This window comes from Rhodospirillales bacterium (genome assembly GCA_028824295.1).
Lineage (GTDB): Bacteria > Pseudomonadota > Alphaproteobacteria > TMED109 > TMED109 > VXPW01.
This window is the reverse complement of record JAPPED010000002.1, coordinates 38,482-56,696: the sequence shown is the minus strand read 5'-3', so window position 1 is coordinate 56,696 and position 18,215 is coordinate 38,482. Positions and strand designations below refer to the sequence as shown.

Sequence of the window (18,215 nt, the reverse complement as noted above, 5' to 3'; positions counted from 1 at the left end):
TGTTGCGGGAGCTCTAGCAGGGAACTCCAACGGCGTGCGACAAGAATCGAACAAAGCCGGAGCCCTCTTGGGCTATGGAGACAAATTGACGGAAGAACTCGGGCTTGACTGCATCAGACTCGGAGAAGGTTGCCAATGCAATGAAGTCCTTGCGCTTGAGGTCTTCAATCAACGGGTGCTCGGGATCGTAACCCCTCGGTGGACGCCTGAGCGACTGGCCCCTGAGTTCAAAAACGTCCTGGAAGGAGGAATCCGTCGTGATTGACACCCATTCCTCTGAACGATCAACGATCGCGTCACGAATGCGTCCAAGCGTTCCGCTATCGGGACGCCACACGCCGCAGCCCGCGAAGCACGCGTCTGGCTCCAGATGGAGATAGAAGCCCGGCGCGTGCGCGTCCCGGCCGGCGACATGACGAAAGTGTGCGCCGACGTTGACCTTGTAGGGTGTCTTGTCCTTGGAGAAGCGCGTGTCACGGTAGATCCGGAATAGGGAGCCGCCATGTGGCCGCGTGTCGGCGCGAAAATGCGGGCTGATTTCGGAAAGCGGCTCTGCAAACGCCCCGATGAATTCAAGCATCGGGTCACGCACTTCAGACTGGTAGCGCTCCCTGTTTGCCTCGAACCATGGCCGGTCGTTGTTGGCCTTGAGGTCACGCAGGAAATCAAAGAGTGAGGGAGAGATCTGGCTCGACGTCATGACGTGTCTTTCGAGGGTACCGGATAGATTGTGGGCAGGCGGTAGAGCGATCTGACAACGGTGAGCGCCAACACAACTACGCGCCGCCCGCCAAAGATCACAGTAAGATCATACAGTGATCAAATGATCTGCTACGGAAACCTACAGTCATGACCGCTTACAGGCGTTCCGCCGCGCGCAGGCGCAGCCTCCGGATCATCCACCAAACGACGCCGATGATCGGGATTGCGACCATTGCCTGGAGTTGCGCCTCGTCGGCGTCCAGATGCTGAGAGATCGGGGCGAGGATGTACCCGGTGAGACTGACGGCGTAGTAGCTGATGGCGACGACCGATAACCCCTCGACCATTTGCTGCAGCCGCAACTGGAGGGCAGCTCGTCGATCCATGCTCTTGAGAAGGCTCCGGTTCTGTGCCGCGATGTTCACTTCGACGCGCGTGCGCAGCAGCGTGGCTGCTCGCGTCGCACGCTGAGAGAGTTCGTCCAATCGGCTCTTGGCGGAGGTGCAGGTTCGCATCGCGGGATCAAAACGCCGCAACATGAACTCTGCCAGGGTTTGCCGGCCCATTACCCGCTCTTCCCGTAGTGCACCGATGCGTTCGTGCACAATGGCCGCATAGGCTTCAGCAGCGCCGAAACGAAACGCCGAGGACGATGAGAGAGCCTCGATTTCAGCAGACATCGAGAGAAGCCTGTCCAGCGTCTCGGCTTCGCCGCCGCCGGATGTGACCATGGTTCGGACCAGCGAGGTCATTTCCCGATCGAGTTCCGCTACGCGTGCGGCTACCTCACGCGCCACCGGCAAGGCCAGCATCGCCATGGACTTGTAGGTCTCGATCTCCACAAGTCGTTGGACGATTCGCCCAAGTCGGCGCGGGCCGATATCGGACCGCGCCAGCAGCGCAAACCGGACGTGCCCCGCCGTATCGATGCGGAAGTCGCTGGCAGCTATGGCCTGTTGGTCGACAACGCTGGACATGGCGAGGCTTTCCGGCACGAACCAATCCCGCATCCGGGCATAGTCGGCCTCGCCGAGCTCAGGCACTGATTCGGCCAGCTCGACCCTGACCAGCACGGACGTGAGAACCTTGCCGGGGGCCCGATTGAGCCAGTCACGAGGGAACGTCGTCGAGATGGAGCCGGTAAACGGAACCCCGGCCACACCATCGGCATAGATCGTATAGGTCACGAATTCGGTGTGACGTTCCCATTTCAGCAGATTGCGGCCGAGTCGACCTGAAAAATGGTTGCCATCCGGAGGGGGATGATCCGCTCCGTGTCGATTCAATAGTTCATGGAGATGCGCCCGGTCGGCTTCCGGGCCGCGATTCTCAGCTTGGCCGGACTGCTTGATGGCGAGGACTACGGCGTGACACGGAGCGCGCAATTCAGGGAAAGGACGGGCATGCAACTCGTTCGACAGCGCATAGCGCTGCGGGTGGTCTTCAAGCCTCTCTTCCGTCATTCGCCGTATCCTCTTCTACGCAAAGGCACAATATATTGCAGGGCGATTCGGGCGGGACGCGCGGACGGCGAACATGGTGGGGGCGATGCCCCTCCCTGATCCGCCGATGCCGAGTCGCGTCTGGCAGAGGAAAGGGGGAGGGATTGCCGCGCTGCACTTCCCGCAGTCGATGGCTTCCGGCAATCCGAAGCTTGCGCGGATCAGCGCATCACAGAATAAATCGGTTCAGATCGCTCTGGTCAATTTCGTCGCTGAGGGTCTTGAGCACAAACTGCTCGTCGATGGTCACTACTTCATCCGACCGATCCGTGGCTGAGAAACTGATGTCCTCAAGCAGCCGCTCGCAAATCGTGTGGAGTCGGCGCGCGCCGATATTCTCGACCGTGTGATTGGCCTCGGCCGCCAATCTGGCCAGGGCACTGATGCCGTCGTCCCGGAATTCCAGCTTGACGCCGTCGGTCGCGAGCAATGCCTCATATTGCCGGGTCAAGCTGTTCTCCGGTTCGGTGAGGATGCGAACCAGGTCGGCTTCGGACAACGGGTCTAGGCTTACCCTGATGGGGAGGCGGCCCTGCAGTTCGGGCAGCAGGTCGGACGGTTTGGCGAGGTGAAAAGCTCCAGAGGCGATGAACAAGATGTGACCGGTTCTGACCTGACCGTGCTTGGTGGGTACCACCGTGCCCTCGATCAGCGGCAGAAGGTCGCGTTGCACGCCCTCTCGGCTCACATCCGCTCCGGCGCGGTCCTCGGCGCGCGTGATCTTGTCGATCTCGTCCAGAAACACGATTCCGTTCTGTTCCACCGCGTCGATTGCGGTGCGATGCAGTTCATCGTCGTCGATCAACCGATTGCTTTCTTCCTCGAGCAGGACGTTGTGGCTTTCGCCCACCGTCATGCGACGCTTCTGCGTGACATTGCCGAACGACTTGCCCAGCAGTTCCCCCAGGTTGACCATGCCGACGTGTGTTCCGGGCACGCCCGGCAGTTCGAATGAGGGGAACCCGCCGGGGCTCTCGCTCACCTCGATTTCGATTTCCTGCTCATCAAGCTGGCCGGACCGAAGTTTGTCGCGCATCTTTTGGCGGGTGTCACGCGAGGCCGACGGCCCCGCAAGGACATCGATGACGCGTTTCTCGGCAGCTGCCTCGGCGCGCGTTGCCACCTCATGCTGCAATCTGGTCCGCGTGATCATGATCGCGCTCTCGACCAGATCGCGGATGATCGACTCGACGTCGCGACCGACGTAGCCCACTTCCGTGAACTTCGTCGCCTCCACCTTGATGAACGGAGCTTGCGCCAGCTTCGCGAGCCGACGCGCAATCTCGGTCTTGCCGACACCGGTGGGCCCCATCATCAGAATGTTCTTGGGGAGGATTTCCTCACGCAGCGGCGGTTCCAGCTGCTGGCGGCGCCAGCGATTCCGAAGCGCGATGGCCACCGACCGCTTTGCGGCCCGCTGGCCGACGATGAAACGGTCGAGTTCCGCGACGATCTCGCGTGGTGTGAACGCCGTCATTGGTGGATGACTTCGACTGAAATCTGGTGGTTCGTGTAGATGCAGAGTTCCGCAGCGACGGCCAGCGACCGCCGGGCGATCTCTTCGGCATCGAGCCCCTCGACTTCGCTCAGGGCGCGGGCCGCAGCCAGGGCGAAACCTCCTCCAGAGCCGATGCCGATGAGGCCGTCCGCCGGTTCCACAACATCGCCGACACCGGATACCAGCAGTGACACTTCGCGATCCGCAACTGCCATGACTGCCTCCAGGCGGCGAAGGTACCGGTCGGTTCGCCAGTCGCGCGCCAATTCGACACATGCCCGCATCAACTGGCCCGGATGCCGCTCGAGCTTGGCGTCCAGCCGATCGAAGAGCGTGAAGGCGTCGGCGGTGGCACCCGCAAATCCCGCCAGCACGGCGCCTCCGGCCAGGCGGCGCACCTTGCGGGCGTTGGCCTTGATGACGGTGTCGCCCTGGGTTACCTGCCCGTCTCCGGCAATGACCACCGCTCCAGCCCGCCGAACCGACAGTACCGTGGTCCCATGCCAAGGCGTTTTGACTTTCGGGGTCTCGGACATGGACATCATTTGGGGCAGGCAGGGGGCAAGTTCACCGCAGAGGGTCTCACGCTTGCCGCTGCTTCAGTGACTGTCCAAGGCTGTCAACTGTCTGCTGAACGAGGGAAAGCTGTGTCTCGGCATCGATTCGTTCGCGCAGCAGGCGAGTCGACGCTTCCAGCACCAGGTCGGCCACCCGCTCCCGGTACATCTGCCGCGCGGCCTCCTCGGTGCGGGCGATCTCTTCCGTGGCGCGCGCACGCATCCGGGAGAGGTGTGCCTGCAGCCGCTGATCTGAATCTGCGGCAATTTGCCCGGCGGTCTCTTGCGCCCGGCCGCGAATCTCCCCGGCCGTTTTCTCGGCCTCCGCGGCCTCGTCGGTATAGCGGTCACGGAGGGACTGCGCTTCGGCATGGAGAGCTGCCGCGCTGTCCAGTTCATCGCGTACCGCGTTCCGGTGTGCATCCAGGACAGCGGCAAGCTTCCGAAACAACAGGCGCCCGAAGGCACCTACGAACAGGACGAACGATATCGCGACCCAGAAGGACGGATCCTGGGCCAGCACAGACCACGTCATGGCGTCTTTTCCCGGGCGGCCTGTGCGACGACGCGGGACAAGGCCGCATCCTCGATCTGCACGGACGTCAGGTTGCCGGTGAGCGACCGCACGAGCTCTACGGCCGCGGCCTCGGCGTCCCGCAGCGCCACCGCGCGACTCGCTTCGATGCGGGCCTCCGCCTCGACTCTCTCGTTCTCCAGAGCCTCTTGCAGGCGCTGGGTTTCTGTCCGGAAGGTCTCGGCCGCTTTGTCGTGCGCTTCCCGGAGCAGCCGATCGCTGTCGGCACGCGCGGCCGCCAGCGCGTCACTCCCGCGGTGGTGCGCGGCTTCGGCTTCCTTGCGAAGCTCGTCCGCCTGCTCCCTGTCGGCGCCAATCCGCGTTTCACGGGCCCGCAGGGTGGTTCGCACCTGCGGCAGCACGATCCGGCTGATCACGACGTAGAGCAGCGAGAACGTGACCACCAACCAGAAAATCTGGGATGCGAACGTTTCCACGCGAAGCTGCGGCATGTTGCTCTCCGCGGACGCCACAGCTGGAAGCAACGCGGCGGACGCAATGGAGCAAACAACGGGGAAGCGGCGAGCCATTGGCGGCAATTCAGGCTAGACGGCGAAGAGAATCAGGAACGCGATCAGCAGCGCGAACAGTGCGATCGCCTCCGTCAATGCGAAGCCCAACAGCACGTTGCCAAAGACCTTGGGCGCGGCTGACGGATTGCGAATGGCGGCAGAAACGTAGTTTCCGAAGATGTTGCCGATGCCGATACCGGCTCCAGCGAGCGCGATGGTGGCGAGACCGGCGCCGATCAGCCTGGCAGCTTCTGTTTCCACGGGAAGATCCTTTCGGGAGTGAGGGTGAAAATGAAATGAGGAACGGAACTTAGTGGTGAAGATCCAGCGCGTCACTCAGGTACAGGCAGCTCAGGACCGCGAAGACATAGGCCTGAATGGCCGCTATCAGCAACTCAAAGCCGGTCAGGATCACGATCAGGATGATGGACACCGGCGCTAGGAGCCCGAGGCCGGCGGACAGCAGGAGGCCGACAAAGCCCCCAAAGACTTTGAGCATCGTATGCCCGGCCATCATGTTGGCGAACAGGCGCAGAGAAAGGCTGACCGGTCGGACGAAATAGCTGATGATCTCGATCGGCACCATCAACGGGATGAGCGCTATCGGGACACCGGACGGGACGAAGATTGACAGGAACCGGACTCCGTGTCGCACCAGCCCAATGACGGTCACGCCGACGAATACCACGGCGGCCATGGCGAACGTTACGGCAATGTGGCTGGTGTACGTAAAGCTGTAGGGCACCATCCCCAGGAGATTTCCGAAAAGGATGAACAGGAACAGGCTGAAAATAAAGGGGAAGTAACGGGCCCCCTGCGGACCGACGTTGTCCTGCAGCATGTTGGCCACGAACCGGTAGGTCAGTTCCACCGCCGCTTGCCATCGCCCGGGAATAATCGCGCGCCGCCGCATGCCGCCGGCGAACACCACAGCAATGGTGGCGACTGCGATCAGCATCCAGAGAGCTGAATTGGTGAACGAGAGGTCGAGCCCCCCGATCTGAATGGGTTCGAGGGCGACGATCTCGAACTGTTCGAGCGGCCCGTGGGCCGCGTCACCACTCGCGCTGCTGTCGGTTGCCATTGAGCGTTACGTTCCGGAGGGCGGATCTTGAGGCGGAGAATTCTGTTCTTGGTCCGGTTGCCGCCGGCTGAAACCTTGGGCAGTGCGAAACACGTTACGGAGACCAGCGGCGAACCCGAGCCCGACGCAGATGATCAACAACGTCGGCGACGTGTCCAGCCAGTCATCAAGCAACCAGCCGGCCCCGCCGCCCAGGGCGATTCCCGCAATCATTTCGGAAGATACCTTTAGCGCCCCGCCGAAAGCCTTACCGCGAGCGCCTCGGTCAGATCGAACGTTGCCGGACGAAGACGACGTGTCATCGGCCAGGCGATCCGCGAGACGGGAAAGATCCGGCGGAACATCGCGGCCGTTGGGCGTGTCGTCCGCCACGATCTGCTGATTCCCGCACCAATACCCGTGGAAACGGGCAATTCGGACGCTAACCGCCTCTCACGGAGTCGTCAAGCGAGCACACGGCGGCACGGCGTTCGCGAACCCGCCCGGCGCACATCGTCGCGATCCGAGGCCTAACAGTCCTCCGGGGCGTACCCGAGATTGGCGGCAAGCGTTTCCTCTGCTTCCGCCACGGCGAATCCCTTGCGCCGGGCGTAGTCCTCCACCTGGTCTCGGCCGATCCGGCCGACACCGAAGTATCTCGTCTCCGGATGGGCGAAGTAGAGACCGGAGACCGACGCGGCCGGCATCATCGCGAAACTGTTGGTGAGGGTGATGCCGGCGCGGGTGTCGGCCTCCAACAGTTGAAACAGCGTGCGCTTCTCGCTGTGATCGGGACAGGCCGGATATCCCGGAGCCGGACGGATGCCCTGATACGCCTCGTCGATCAAAGCCTCGTTGTCCAGGTCCTCGTCGGGCGCGTAACCCCAGAACTCCTTCCGCACTCTTTCGTGCATGCGTTCCGCGAAGGCTTCGGCAAGGCGGTCGGCCAGCGACTGGAGAAGGATCTCGGCGTACGCATCCTGGCCTTCCCTCGCGGCGTCCATGCCGATGCCGGCAGTGACGGCGAACGCGCCGATGTGGTCGGCCAGCCCCGTTGTCTTGGGGGCAACGAAGTCGGCCAGACAAAGGTTGGGACGACCGGCGGACTTGTCCATCTGCTGGCGAAGGAAGACGAACCGCGCCCGCACATCCGAGCGGGTGGCGTCGGCGTACACCTCGACGTCGTCATCGACGGCGTTGGCCGGAAACATCCGGGTGACCCCCCGAGCTTCCAGCAACCGCTCGTCCACGATCCGCCGCAACATGGCCTGGGCATCCCGGAAGAGGCCCTGAGCGGCCTCGCCGACCACCGGGTCATCGAGAATCTGGGGCCACTTCCCCGTGAGTTCCCAAGTGTGGAAGAACGGTGTCCAGTCGATTTGCTCCGCGAGTTCATCGAGGTCGTAGGCCGCGAATTGGAGCAGATCGGTGTCGCGGGGCGGAGGCGGGATCCCGTTGCTCCAGTCAATGTGGATTCGTCGCTTCCGCGCCTCCTCGAGCGGTAAGCGGTTGGAACGTCTGCGTCGATCCCCGTGCTGCTCGCGGATCCTTCCATATTCCTCCTGCACTTCAGCGACCAGCGTCGGGGCGCGCGTGCTGCTGGCGAGGCTGGAGGCGACGGTTACGGCGCGCGACGCATCGGCCACATGCACGACCGGGCCGGAGTACTCTGGCGCAATCTTCACCGCGGTATGGGCCTTGGAGGTGGTTGCACCGCCGATCAGGAGCGGGATGCGGAGCGCTTCGCGCTCCATCTCGCCGGCGACCAAGCACATTTCGCGGAGCGACGGCGTGATCAGCCCTGACAGGCCCACCATGTCGGCGTCGTGATCACGGGCGGCCTCCAGGATGGCCGCAGACGGAACCATGACGCCAAGGTCGATGACCTCGAAGTGGTTGCACCCGAGCACGACGCCGACGATGTTCTTGCCGATGTCGTGCACGTCACCTTTCACGGTGGCAAGCACGATGCGACCCCGGGCGCGGGCCCGCCCCTGCTTGCGCGCTTCGATGAACGGCTCCAGGTGGTTCACTGCCTGTTTCATGACTCGGGCGCTCTTGACGACCTGGGGCAGGAACATCTGCCCCGAACCGAACAGGTCGCCCACCCGGCTCATGCCGTCCATCAACGGGCCCTCGATGACGTCGAGCGGATCCTCCACTTGTTGGCGGGCAATCTCGACGTCCTCGATGATGAACTCGGTGATTCCCTCGACCAGGGAATGCATCAGCCGCTCACCGACTGGTTTGCGGCGCCATTCGGGGTCCGTTTCGTCTTCGGTCTCGAGGGCACGGACTGGTCCGGCGGCTATCTCGAGCAGACGCTGCGCGGCGTCCGGCTGTCGGTTGAGGACGACGTCCTCCACCGTTTCCCGGAGGGTCGCGGGAAGGTCCGCGTAGACGGCGAGCTGCCCTGCGTTGACGATCGCCATGTCGAGCCCGGCCGCGATGGCGTGGTAGAGGAACACCGAGTGCATGGCCTTGCGGACGCTGTCGTTGCCGCGGAACGAAAAGGAGAGGTTGGAGAGACCCCCGGACACGAGACTTCCGGGCAGCGTTGCCTTGATCTGACGGCAGGCCTCGAGAAACGCGACCGCGTAGTCGTCGTGCTCCTCGATGCCGGTGGCCACGGCAAAGATGTTGGGATCGAAGATGATGTCCTCAGGGGGGAAGCCAACCTCGTCCACCAGAATCCGATAGGCGCGCCCGCAGATCTCGACCTTTCGTTCGGCCGTCTCCGCCTGTCCCTGTTCGTCGAAGGCCATCACCACGACGGCAGCGCCGTGTCGCAGGACCGCTTCCGCCTGCTGGCGGAACGCCGCCTCGCCTTCCTTGAGGCTGATCGAGTTCACGATGGGCTTGCCCTGGACGTTCCTGAGGCCCGCCTCCAGCACGGACCAGCTCGAGGAATCCAGCATCAGCGGCACCCGGCTGATTTCCGGCTCCGCGGCAATCAGGCGGAGGAACCGCGCCATCGCCGCTTCCACATCGAGCATCGCTTCGTCGAGATTGATGTCGATGATCTGGGCGCCGTTCCGGACCTGGTCGCGGGCCACCTCCAGCGCCGCGTCGAAATCCCCGTCCAGCACGAGTCGCCGAAACCGGGCCGACCCCGTGACGTTGGTGCGTTCGCCGACATTGACGAAGCCGGTGTCCTGGTTGATGGCGAGCGGCTCCAGTCCGGACAGGAAGCAGTACGACATCGGCGGCGCGGCCGTTCGCGGAGCCTTGTCCACGACGGCATCCCGGATGGCGGCGATGTGCTCGGGCGTGGTCCCGCAGCAACCGCCCGCGATGTTCAGCCACCCGTTCTCGGCGAACTCGCCGAGGTCGGCGGCCATGCTCGACGGCGTTTCGTCGTAGCCGCCGAAGGCGTTGGGGAGCCCCGCGTTCGGATAGAGACACACTGGCCGGTCAGCGAGATGGGCGATCTCCTGGAGATGCGGGCGAAGCTCCCGCGCCCCCAGGGCGCAGTTGAACCCGATCGAAAACGGCCGGGCATGGCGCACGGACGCCCAGAAGGCGGCCGGTGTCTGGCCGGTCAGCGTCCGCCCCGACGCGTCCGTAATCGTGCCGGAGATCATGACTGGCAGTCGAACCCCGGCGCGATCAAACGCCTCGGCAATGGCGTGCAGCGCCGCCTTGCCGTTCAGGGTGTCAAACACCGTCTCGACCAGCAGCAGGTCCGCGCCGCCCTCGATCAAGCCGAGCGCGGCCGTCCGATACGCCCGGCGGAGCTCGTCGTAGGTGACGTTGCGCGCGGCCGGGTCTTCGACTACCGGCGAAACTGACGCTGTCCGATTGGTCGGGCCCAGGGCCCCGGCCACAAAGCGTGACCGACCGTCGGCTTCGTGGCGGGCGGCGACCTCCCGGGCGATGCGGGCCGCAGCGTAGTTGATCTCCCGCGCCAGATCCCCGGTTCCGTAATCCGCCTGGGCGATGGACGTCGCGCTGAAGGTGCAGGTCTCGATGATGTCGGCGCCCACGCCGAGATAGGCGTCGTGAACATCCGCCACCACGTCCGGGCGAGTCAGGCAGAGGATGTCGAAGTTGCCCGCAAGGTCGTGCGGATGCTCCCGGAAGCGCCCCCCTCGGTAGTCACGCTCCTCGAGACCTCGCCCCTGCAACATGGTGCCGAACGCGCCGTCCAGCAGGAGAATCCGTTCGCGGAGACGGCGCTCCAGCTCTCGCCGCCGGACGGCCATGTCCGCTGCCGGTCCGCTCATGCGTCCGGGTCCGCCGCCCCGGCCGACGACGCCTCAATGCGTCCACGGAGGCCCAGCCACCAGCAGATCGCGTAGCTGAGCCGAGCACGGTTCAACGTATAGAAGTGAAACGCGTTCACCCCCTCGCGCCGGAGATCTTCGCATTGCGACACCGCAGCGCCTGCGGCGATCATTTCGCGGGTACGGGCGTCGGTGTCCAGGGGCTCGAAGGTCGCGGCCATGTGCGACGGGATCGTCACGCCGCAGCGGCGGCTGAATTCCGCGACCCGCGCGAAATCGGTGACCGGGAGTATCCCGGGCACGATCGGCGCCGTAATGCCAGCGGCGCGGCATCGGTCGCGGAAGCGTAGGAAACAGGCATTGTCGAAAAAGTACTGCGTGAGCACCCGATCGGCACCGGCATCCACCTTGGCCTTCAGGTTTTCGATATCCGCTGCCGGTGACGGAGATTCGGGGTGCGGCTCCGGATAGCCTGCCACCGAAATCTCGAAATCGGCGGCAGCGCGGATGCCGCGCACGAGATCGGCCGCATTGCGGTAGCCGTCCGGTTCCGGGCGATACTGATCGGCGCCTTTCGGCGGGTCGCCGCGAAGTGCCACGATGTGCCGTATTCCCAGCGACCACCAGCGCCGCGCCAGGGCGTTCGTCTGGGACCGGGTTGACCCGACACAGGTCAGATGAGCGGCCGGGGGCACGGGAAGCTCCTGGCGGATCCAGCACACGAGTCCTTCGGTGCGCGAGCGGGTGGAGCCGTCGGCACCATAGGTGACCGAAAAGAAGTTGGGTCCGAGCTGTACCAGCAGATTCATGACCCGCTGCAGGCGTTGCACGGCGCCCGCATCCGCGGGCGGGAAAAACTCAAAGCTGATGGAGGGTCGTGTCATCGCGTTCCAGACAGTGGTTCCGATGCGGTGGAACCCGTCGGGAGGCCGTGCACGGGCGGCGGCTGCCCAAGGCCGGCGCAATGGCTTGGTGCTGATGGCGACGTGGCGGGCAAGCCGCTCCGGCACGGCGAAACCGTGCGCTTGCCCGGAGAAGCGGGCCCGGAGCCGTGCGACATGAGAACCTCCTTCGGCGCGGCGCTGAGGAGGCTGACGCCCGTGATTGCCGTCCGGCCGCATCTCCCCAGCGGGAAACCACCTTGCACGGGCTGCAGGTTGGTGGGGTGCGTCAACCCCTCAGGATGCATTGACGACTGTAGAGACGGGATATCAACGGGTCAAGATACGCAACGTCCAGACGCGGCTGTCACAGGCGGCCGGACGGCCATCGCATGACACCTGTTTCGCGACTCAACAGGGCGGCAGGAACGCCGGCGCGGGGCGCCCGATCGCCCGAATCGGGACCGACCGCGGGCTCGGCAGGTGCGCTGAACGAGACGGCACCGCGGGCGCCAGCGAGCCCCGGAAGGGTGACCGCTTGCCTGCCGACCGGCCATACAACCGCGCCCGCTTCTTCCCAATAGAATGCCCCGGGGCGTGCCGGGGCATTCGTGCTTGACGTGTCCGTCGATTTCACTTGGACCCAGATCCTATGCGTGACCTTCACCAGCCTGGCCGCTCCCCGGTGCGCGGCACCAACGCCGCCGCCGCGACGTCTCATCCATTGGCCACATTGGCGGCCGTCGACGTGCTGCGCGAAGGCGGCAACGCGATCGACGCGGCGGTTACCGCGGCGGCCGTCCTGGCAGTGGTGGAGCCCCATTCAACCGGAATCGGGGGTGACGTCTTTTGCTTGTACGCGCCGGCGGGCGGCGGTGAAGTCATCGCCCTGAACGGTTCGGGTCGGGCACCCGCGGCGACATCGGCCGGCGCGCTGCGGGACGCCGGGTTAGGGGCGATCCCGTTTACCAGCCCGCACGCGGTGACCGTCCCCGGTGCCGTGCGTGCCTGGGAACGCTTGCTGGCGGATCACGGCCGTCTGGGCCTCGACCGCGCGCTCGCACCGGCCATCGCCTATGCGGTCGAGGGTTATCCGGTCGGCGACGTGATCGCGGACGCCTGGAGCCGCGAACACGACAAGCTGCAGGCGGACCCGGACGCCGCGGCCGTGTTTCTCCCGCAGGGACTTCCGCCCCGCGCGGGACAGGTGCATCGCCAGCCGCGTCTTGGCGAGACCATGCAGGCCATCGCCAGTCACGGGGCAAGGGCCTTCTACGAAGGCCCGGTGGCTCAGGACATCGTCGGCAAGTTGCAGGCAGCGGGCGGTGTGCACACGGAGGAAGACTTTGCGGCTGCTGCCGTCAACTACGTGGCGCCGATACGTACACGGTACCGCGGGGTGGATGTATACGAGTGCCCGCCGAATGGGCAAGGCATCATCGCGCTGCTGATGCTCAACGTGCTGAGCGGGTTCGATCTGGCGAAGCTGGACCCCCTGGGCCCGGAGCGCTTTCACCTTGAAGCCGAAGCGACGCGCTTGGCCTACTGCGAACGTGCGGCGCGACTGGCAGATCCGGAGCACGCCGAGGTGCCCGTGGAAGCCCTGCTAAGCGACGCACACGCTGACGCGCTTCGCGCGCGGATTGATGTGCAGCGGATGACTCCGGGACTTACGCCGCCGGATTTACCCGAACACCGGGATACGGTCTACCTCACCGTCGTGGATGCTGACCGAAACGCGGTGTCGTTCATCAATTCGCTGTTCCATTCGTTCGGAAGCGGGATCCTTGCACCGGGATCCGGTGTGATGCTGCACAACCGCGGAGCGGGCTTTTCGCTCGGACCCGGCCATCCGAACGAGCTCATGCCGGGCAAGCGTCCCATGCATACGATCATCCCCGCGATGGCCGTGCGCGGCGATCGTGCCTGGATGCCCTTCGGTGTGATGGGCGGGCACTTCCAGCCGGTCGGCCAAGCGCACTTTTTGACCAACGTCCTGGACTTTGGCATGGATGTGCAGGAGGCGCTGGATTGCCCGCGGGCATTCCATTTCGACGGTGTGCTGAGTTGCGAGCGGGGGGTGCCCCGCTCGACGCGAGACGCACTGGAGCGCCTTGGACACGCGGTTGACGTCCCTGACCTGCCGTTCGGCGGCGGCCAAGCCATTTCGATCGATCCCGACAACGGGGTCTTGTCGGCAGGCTCCGACCCTCGGAAGGACGGCGCGGCCATCGGCACATAGGAGGCACCATGGGCACGGCTCCCGACGTCGTTGTCTACACGCAGATGCTCTGCGGGTTCTGCTATCGGGCGAAACGCCTGCTCGGCGACCGCGGAGTCGCCTTCCGGGAGATCGACGTGACCGGCAGCCCGGAGCTTCGGGCGGAAATGATGACGGCGGCCGGCGGCGCGCGAACGGCTCCCCAGATATTCATCAACGGATCCCACGTCGGCGGTTCCGACGAGCTCGCTGCCGCCGCGGCATCGGGCGAACTCGACCGATTGCTCGGAGATGTCTGAGCGCTCCAGACCTTTCCGCTTGGCCTGCGCGCAGCTCACCAGCACGCCAGATCTCCCTGCGAATCTGGGCATCATCGAGCAGCAGGTGCATGCCGCCCGGGCTGCCGGGGCGGACCTGGTGGCATTCCCGGAAAACGCGCCGTTGCTTGCCCCGGCCAGCGCCATGCAGGCGGCGGCCGCTCCTGAAGAGTCCCACCCCGCTACCCGCGCCGTGTGCCAGGCGGCACGTGAGGCCGAGATCTGGGTGCTGCTGGGCTCGCTCGCGGTCGAGCCGGACGATTCGGACGGCAGATTGGCCAATCGGTCACTGCTGATCGACGCTGACGGAGCGGTGGTGCGGCGGTATGACAAGATTCACATGTTCGATGCCGATCCCGGGTCAGGCGAAAGCTACCGGGAATCCGAGCGCTATCGTTCCGGCACCCGTGCCGTAACAGCCGTGACGCCTTGGGGATTGCTGGGCATGACCGTTTGCTACGACCTCCGGTTTCCTGAGCTCTATCAGTCACTTGCCAAGGCGGGCGCCTGGTTTCTCTCCATCCCCTCGGCATTCACGCGTCCCACGGGGCGCGCGCACTGGGAAACGCTCCTCCGCGCTCGGGCGATCGAGACAGGGAGCTGGGTCTTCGCGCCAGCGCAGTGCGGCGTTCATTATGGGCGGCGCCGGACGTGGGGACACACGATGGTGGTGGACCCGTGGGGTCAAGTGGTTGCCGCGGCCGGGGACGAGCCGGAACTGGTCGTGACGGACCTGAACCCGGATGCCGTCGCGGAGGCCCGAGACATGATTCCGAGCCTGGCGGTGCAGCGACGCTGGTCAGGGCCGCCGCCGACTTGCTAGCGGCAATCGGCTACGCCAGGTAGCGGCCGGCAGCTGGCGCCGGCTTGCGGTCACGGCGCCGCGAGGCGTCAAGCTGCGCCGGCCGTGTCGCGGACGGCCGCGATTCGCTGGACCCGGGCGGGCCGCGGCGTCACGACGTCTTCGTATGCGAGCACGCGCAGGGAATCACCGACCGCGGCCAACAATTCGCTGCGCCGCAGGAGAAACCTGGGGTCACGGGGCCGGCCGAACCGCTCGTTCCCCACGGCGAACGTCTCGTACAGTAGCCGGCCCCCGACGGCGACGGCGGCCACGATGTGGGGGAAGAGCGGCCGATGCAGATAGTTGGTGACGATGACCGTATCGAAGGTGCGCTTCGGGAACGGCCAGGGACTACCGTCTTCGAGGTCCTGCACGATGCGTTCGAAACGGCCGCAGCGGATGGGGGCTGCGGCATCCGGATCCCTGTCGACGCCGGTAACGTGACAACCTTGAGCCAGGAAATGCCGCACATGGCGCCCGCTCCCGCAGGCAAGGTCGAGCACGGTGCGCCCCCGGCCGGCGGCGCGTCCATGTCGCACGATCCACGGCGAAGGTGCGGTCCCGGGGAGCCTGGCGCGCGGGCCGTCCTCGGAGTTCATCTCCCGCATGGCCTCGTTCCTGCCAATTGGTCTAGAATGCAACAGTCTGGCAATAGGGCGAACGCGTCCAGTGATCCTATTCGACCTCGAATGCGACAGCGGCCACGTTTTCGAAGGCTGGTTTCCGAGCGGGGCTGACTATGACCAGCAGGCCGCCAAGGGCCAGATTCGCTGTCCTGTATGCGATACGGTGAAGGTGAAGAAGGCGCCGATGGCGCAGCGACCGGCCCGCGGCCAGGACGGGGAACCGGAGCGCAGGCAGGAGCAGGCTGCGATGCTGCAGGCCCTGCGCAAGCTCCGCCGGACGGTCGAAAAGAACAGCACGTACGTGGGTAATCGCTTTCCGGCCGAGGCCCGGGCCATGTACGCGGGGGAACGCGAAGAGAAGAGCATTTACGGCGAGGCCACCTGCGAGGAAGCCCGGGAGTTGCGTGAAGAAGGCGTGCCGGTCTGCCCGCTTCCGTGGATCGACCGGGCCGATCACTAACCTTCGCGCCGGGCTCGTGCGCGGTACCGAGCCCCGACGCAGTTCGGGTACCGATCCACAGGCACTGCGAATTCAGCCATGACCGATCCGTTCACGGTTCCTGACCTCGCCGAGTGGGCCGAGCGCGCGCGCCGGGAGTATGGTGGCGACCCCGACGGGCATGTGCACACAACGCCGGAAGGCATCGACGTCAAACCGCTCTATACGACCGCCGATGTCGGTGATCCCCGACTCCCGAAGGGGCTGCCGGGATTCGCTCCCTTCCTGCGGGGTCCGAGGGCCACCATGTTCACGGGCCGACCGTGGACCATCCGCCAGTATGCGGGCTTCTCCACGGCCGAGGAGTCCAATGCGTTCTACCGGCGAAACCTCGCCGCCGGTCAGAAGGGCCTTTCCGTGGCCTTCGATCTGGCCACCCACCGCGGGTACGACTCCGACCATCCGCGCGTGCAGGGCGATGTCGGAAAGGCGGGTGTCGCGATCGATTCGGTTGAAGACATGAAGATCCTGTTCGACGGCATTCCGCTCGACCAGATGAGCGTGTCCATGACCATGAACGGGGCGGTGCTGCCGGTGATGGCGGCGTACATCGTCGCGGCCGAGGAACAGGGAGTCGCTCCCGCGGCCCTCACCGGCACGATTCAGAACGACATCCTCAAGGAGTTCATGGTCCGAAACACGTACATCTATCCGCCCGGGCCATCGATGCGAATCGTGGCCGACGTGATCGCCTACACCGCTTCCCACATGCCCCGCTTCAATTCCATATCCATTTCCGGCTACCACATGCACGAAGCCGGGGCGACGGCGGTGCAGGAGCTGGCCTTCACGCTGGCGGACGGACTCGAATACGTGCGGACCGCGCTCGGGCGAGGGCTCGAAGTCGATCAGTTCGCGCCGCGGCTGTCGTTCTTCTTCGGCATCGGCATGAATTTCTTCATGGAGGCCGCCAAGCTGCGCGCTGCCCGGGTGTTGTGGGCCGAACGCATGGCGAGGATGTTCTCGCCGCGCGACCCCCGTTCGCTGATGCTCCGCATGCACTGCCAGACCTCGGGCGTGTCGCTGGCGGAGCAGGACCCCTTGAACAACGTGGTGCGCACGACGGTTGAGGCACTGGCGGCCGTGCTGGGCGGTACCCAGTCCCTTCACACGAACGCCTTTGACGAGGCCATCGCTCTGCCCACGGATACGTCGGCCAGGATCGCGCGGAACACGCAACTGATCCTCCAGGAAGAAGCCGGCATGACGCGGACGATCGATCCGCTTGGGGGTTCCTACTACGTGGAACACCTGACGGAACAACTGGTCCGCTCGGCGGGCGCGTTGATCGACGAGGTCGAGGAGCTGGGCGGCATGACGCGGGCGGTGGAGAGCGGGATGCCGAAACTCCGCATCGAAACCTCCGCCGCCAGCCGTCAGGCGCGTCTGGACGAAGGGCACGATGTTCTAGTGGGCGTGAACCGGTATCGCACCGATCAGGAGACCGGCGTGGAAGTACGCGCCATCGATACGGAAGAGGTGCGGGTGCGCCAGGTCGAGCGCTTGAAGTCGGTGCGGGCAGAACGGGACTCGGAAGCCTGCCAGCGGGCGCTCGATGCACTGAGCGCGGGGGCGGCTGCCGACGACGCTAACCTGCTGGCGCTGAGCGTCGACGCGGCCCGCGCCCGGGCGACCGTGGGCGAAATCTCTCTCGCCATGGAACGCGTCTTCGGCCGCCACACGGCGCTGGTGCAAGTAGCAGGCGGGGCCTATTCCAGAGCCAGGACCAGTGACGACGAACTCACCGCGTTGCGCAGCCGCACGTCGCAGTTCGCCGAACGCCACGGCCGCCGGCCTCGCATCCTGGTCGCGAAACTTGGACAGGACGGTCACGACCGGGGCGCGAAGGTGATCGCAACCTCGTTCGCAGACGTCGGCTTCGACGTGGACGTCGGTGGCTTGTTCGGGACGCCGGCGGAGGTCGCCCGGCAGGCGGTCGAGAACGACGTGCACGTGGTCGGCGTGTCGACGCTGGCTGCCGGCCACCTGACCCTGGTGCCGGAACTGATCGCCGCGCTGAAACAAGAGCGGGCCGACGACATTCACGTGATTTGCGGCGGCGTGATCCCGGCCGGGGACCACGACGCGCTGCGGGACGCCGGGGTGGGCGCCATCTTCGGGCCGGGGACGCCGGTTCCCGAGGCAGCCGCTCGCGTGCTGACGTTGATCGAAGCCCAAGACGGACGCTGAGAG

Annotated in this window: 16 protein-coding genes and 1 riboswitch; of the genes, 5 read left to right on the top strand and 11 right to left on the bottom strand. The window is 65.3% G+C overall.

Features of this window, described 5'->3' with window-relative positions:
* Positions 1-13 precede the first annotated feature (13 nt).
* From OXH60_01305 to metF, 10 genes are all read right to left on the bottom strand, one after another.
* On the bottom strand, positions 14-700 hold the full coding sequence (locus OXH60_01305) for a DUF2461 domain-containing protein (GenBank protein ID MDE0710756.1): 687 nt from the start codon (positions 698-700) through the stop codon (positions 14-16).
* A 157-nt stretch (positions 701-857) separates the two neighbouring features.
* Positions 858-2,165 (bottom strand): DUF3422 domain-containing protein, encoded by a 1,308-nt coding sequence (locus tag OXH60_01300; protein MDE0710755.1) that lies wholly within the window; start codon positions 2,163-2,165, stop codon positions 858-860.
* 208 nt (positions 2,166-2,373) lie between these two features.
* A complete protein-coding gene (gene hslU / locus OXH60_01295; GenBank protein MDE0710754.1) occupies positions 2,374-3,681 on the bottom strand; it encodes an ATP-dependent protease ATPase subunit HslU in 1,308 nt (435 codons plus the stop codon).
* On the bottom strand, positions 3,678-4,244 hold the full coding sequence (gene hslV / locus OXH60_01290; GenBank protein ID MDE0710753.1) for an ATP-dependent protease subunit HslV: 567 nt from the start codon (positions 4,242-4,244) through the stop codon (positions 3,678-3,680). Before hslV ends, hslU begins: the two co-directional genes overlap by 4 nt.
* 40 nt (positions 4,245-4,284) lie before the next feature.
* Entirely contained in the window at positions 4,285-4,794 is a 510-nt protein-coding gene (gene atpF / locus OXH60_01285) for a F0F1 ATP synthase subunit B (GenBank protein ID MDE0710752.1), read from the bottom strand.
* Positions 4,791-5,285: a hypothetical protein gene (locus tag OXH60_01280; GenBank protein ID MDE0710751.1), complete on the bottom strand. Its 495-nt coding sequence runs from the start codon at positions 5,283-5,285 to the stop codon at positions 4,791-4,793. Before OXH60_01280 ends, atpF begins: the two co-directional genes overlap by 4 nt.
* Before the next feature lie 93 nt (positions 5,286-5,378).
* Complete coding sequence (locus tag OXH60_01275; GenBank protein MDE0710750.1) at positions 5,379-5,606, bottom strand: F0F1 ATP synthase subunit C; 228 nt, start codon at positions 5,604-5,606, stop codon at positions 5,379-5,381.
* 49 nt (positions 5,607-5,655) lie between these two features.
* On the bottom strand, positions 5,656-6,429 hold the full coding sequence (locus tag OXH60_01270) for a F0F1 ATP synthase subunit A (GenBank protein MDE0710749.1): 774 nt from the start codon (positions 6,427-6,429) through the stop codon (positions 5,656-5,658).
* A 509-nt stretch (positions 6,430-6,938) separates the two neighbouring features.
* Positions 6,939-10,634 (bottom strand): methionine synthase, encoded by a 3,696-nt coding sequence (gene metH, locus OXH60_01265; protein MDE0710748.1) that lies wholly within the window; start codon positions 10,632-10,634, stop codon positions 6,939-6,941.
* Positions 10,631-11,518 (bottom strand): methylenetetrahydrofolate reductase [NAD(P)H], encoded by an 888-nt coding sequence (gene metF, locus OXH60_01260; GenBank protein MDE0710747.1) that lies wholly within the window; start codon positions 11,516-11,518, stop codon positions 10,631-10,633. Before metF ends, metH begins: the two co-directional genes overlap by 4 nt.
* 206 nt (positions 11,519-11,724) lie before the next feature.
* A riboswitch (SAM-I-IV-variant riboswitch) is annotated at positions 11,725-11,826 on the bottom strand.
* Between the two features lie 341 nt (positions 11,827-12,167).
* On the opposite strand from metF, the gene ggt reads away from it, so the two are divergent.
* Genes ggt through OXH60_01245 form a run of 3 tightly spaced genes read left to right on the top strand, consistent with a single transcriptional unit; the run spans position 12,168 to position 14,876 of the window.
* Positions 12,168-13,757, top strand: coding sequence for a gamma-glutamyltransferase (gene ggt, locus OXH60_01255; GenBank protein MDE0710746.1), 1,590 nt, complete (start codon positions 12,168-12,170; stop codon positions 13,755-13,757).
* A gap of 8 nt (positions 13,758-13,765) precedes the next feature.
* Positions 13,766-14,035 carry a glutaredoxin 3 gene (gene grxC, locus OXH60_01250; GenBank protein MDE0710745.1) on the top strand — a complete coding sequence of 90 codons (270 nt, stop codon included), beginning with the start codon at positions 13,766-13,768 and terminating at the stop codon, positions 14,033-14,035.
* Complete coding sequence (locus OXH60_01245) at positions 14,028-14,876, top strand: carbon-nitrogen hydrolase family protein (GenBank protein ID MDE0710744.1); 849 nt, start codon at positions 14,028-14,030, stop codon at positions 14,874-14,876. Before grxC ends, OXH60_01245 begins: the two co-directional genes overlap by 8 nt.
* 68 nt (positions 14,877-14,944) lie before the next feature.
* Here the strand turns inward: OXH60_01245 and OXH60_01240 are convergent, their stop codons facing one another.
* Positions 14,945-15,505 carry a class I SAM-dependent methyltransferase gene (locus OXH60_01240; protein MDE0710743.1) on the bottom strand — a complete coding sequence of 187 codons (561 nt, stop codon included), beginning with the start codon at positions 15,503-15,505 and terminating at the stop codon, positions 14,945-14,947.
* Between the two features lie 61 nt (positions 15,506-15,566).
* Here OXH60_01240 and OXH60_01235 point away from each other — a divergent pair, with 61 nt between their 5' ends.
* Both OXH60_01235 and scpA read left to right on the top strand, forming a co-directional pair.
* Entirely contained in the window at positions 15,567-15,983 is a 417-nt protein-coding gene (locus OXH60_01235; protein MDE0710742.1) for a DUF1178 family protein, read from the top strand.
* A 78-nt stretch (positions 15,984-16,061) separates the two neighbouring features.
* Positions 16,062-18,212 carry a methylmalonyl-CoA mutase gene (gene scpA / locus OXH60_01230; protein MDE0710741.1) on the top strand — a complete coding sequence of 717 codons (2,151 nt, stop codon included), beginning with the start codon at positions 16,062-16,064 and terminating at the stop codon, positions 18,210-18,212.
* Positions 18,213-18,215 lie beyond the last annotated feature (3 nt).

What these genes read in the sequence shown, in the direction of transcription:
- ggt (MDE0710746.1), top strand. Translation starts at nt 12,168, where the DNA reads ATGCGTGACCTTCACCAGCCTGGCCGCTCCCCGGTGCGCGGCACCAAC.
- OXH60_01270 (MDE0710749.1), bottom strand. Translation starts at nt 6,429, where the DNA reads ATGGCAACCGACAGCAGCGCGAGTGGTGACGCGGCCCACGGGCCGCTC.
- OXH60_01245 (MDE0710744.1), top strand. Translation starts at nt 14,028, where the DNA reads ATGTCTGAGCGCTCCAGACCTTTCCGCTTGGCCTGCGCGCAGCTCACC.
- OXH60_01280 (MDE0710751.1), bottom strand. Translation starts at nt 5,285, where the DNA reads ATGCCGCAGCTTCGCGTGGAAACGTTCGCATCCCAGATTTTCTGGTTG.
- hslU (MDE0710754.1), bottom strand. Translation starts at nt 3,681, where the DNA reads ATGACGGCGTTCACACCACGCGAGATCGTCGCGGAACTCGACCGTTTC.
- hslV (MDE0710753.1), bottom strand. Translation starts at nt 4,244, where the DNA reads ATGTCCATGTCCGAGACCCCGAAAGTCAAAACGCCTTGGCATGGGACC.
- OXH60_01240 (MDE0710743.1), bottom strand. Translation starts at nt 15,505, where the DNA reads ATGCGGGAGATGAACTCCGAGGACGGCCCGCGCGCCAGGCTCCCCGGG.
- metH (MDE0710748.1), bottom strand. Translation starts at nt 10,634, where the DNA reads ATGAGCGGACCGGCAGCGGACATGGCCGTCCGGCGGCGAGAGCTGGAG.
- metF (MDE0710747.1), bottom strand. Translation starts at nt 11,518, where the DNA reads ATGACACGACCCTCCATCAGCTTTGAGTTTTTCCCGCCCGCGGATGCG.
- atpF (MDE0710752.1), bottom strand. Translation starts at nt 4,794, where the DNA reads ATGACGTGGTCTGTGCTGGCCCAGGATCCGTCCTTCTGGGTCGCGATA.
- scpA (MDE0710741.1), top strand. Translation starts at nt 16,062, where the DNA reads ATGACCGATCCGTTCACGGTTCCTGACCTCGCCGAGTGGGCCGAGCGC.
- OXH60_01305 (MDE0710756.1), bottom strand. Translation starts at nt 700, where the DNA reads ATGACGTCGAGCCAGATCTCTCCCTCACTCTTTGATTTCCTGCGTGAC.
- grxC (MDE0710745.1), top strand. Translation starts at nt 13,766, where the DNA reads ATGGGCACGGCTCCCGACGTCGTTGTCTACACGCAGATGCTCTGCGGG.
- OXH60_01300 (MDE0710755.1), bottom strand. Translation starts at nt 2,165, where the DNA reads ATGACGGAAGAGAGGCTTGAAGACCACCCGCAGCGCTATGCGCTGTCG.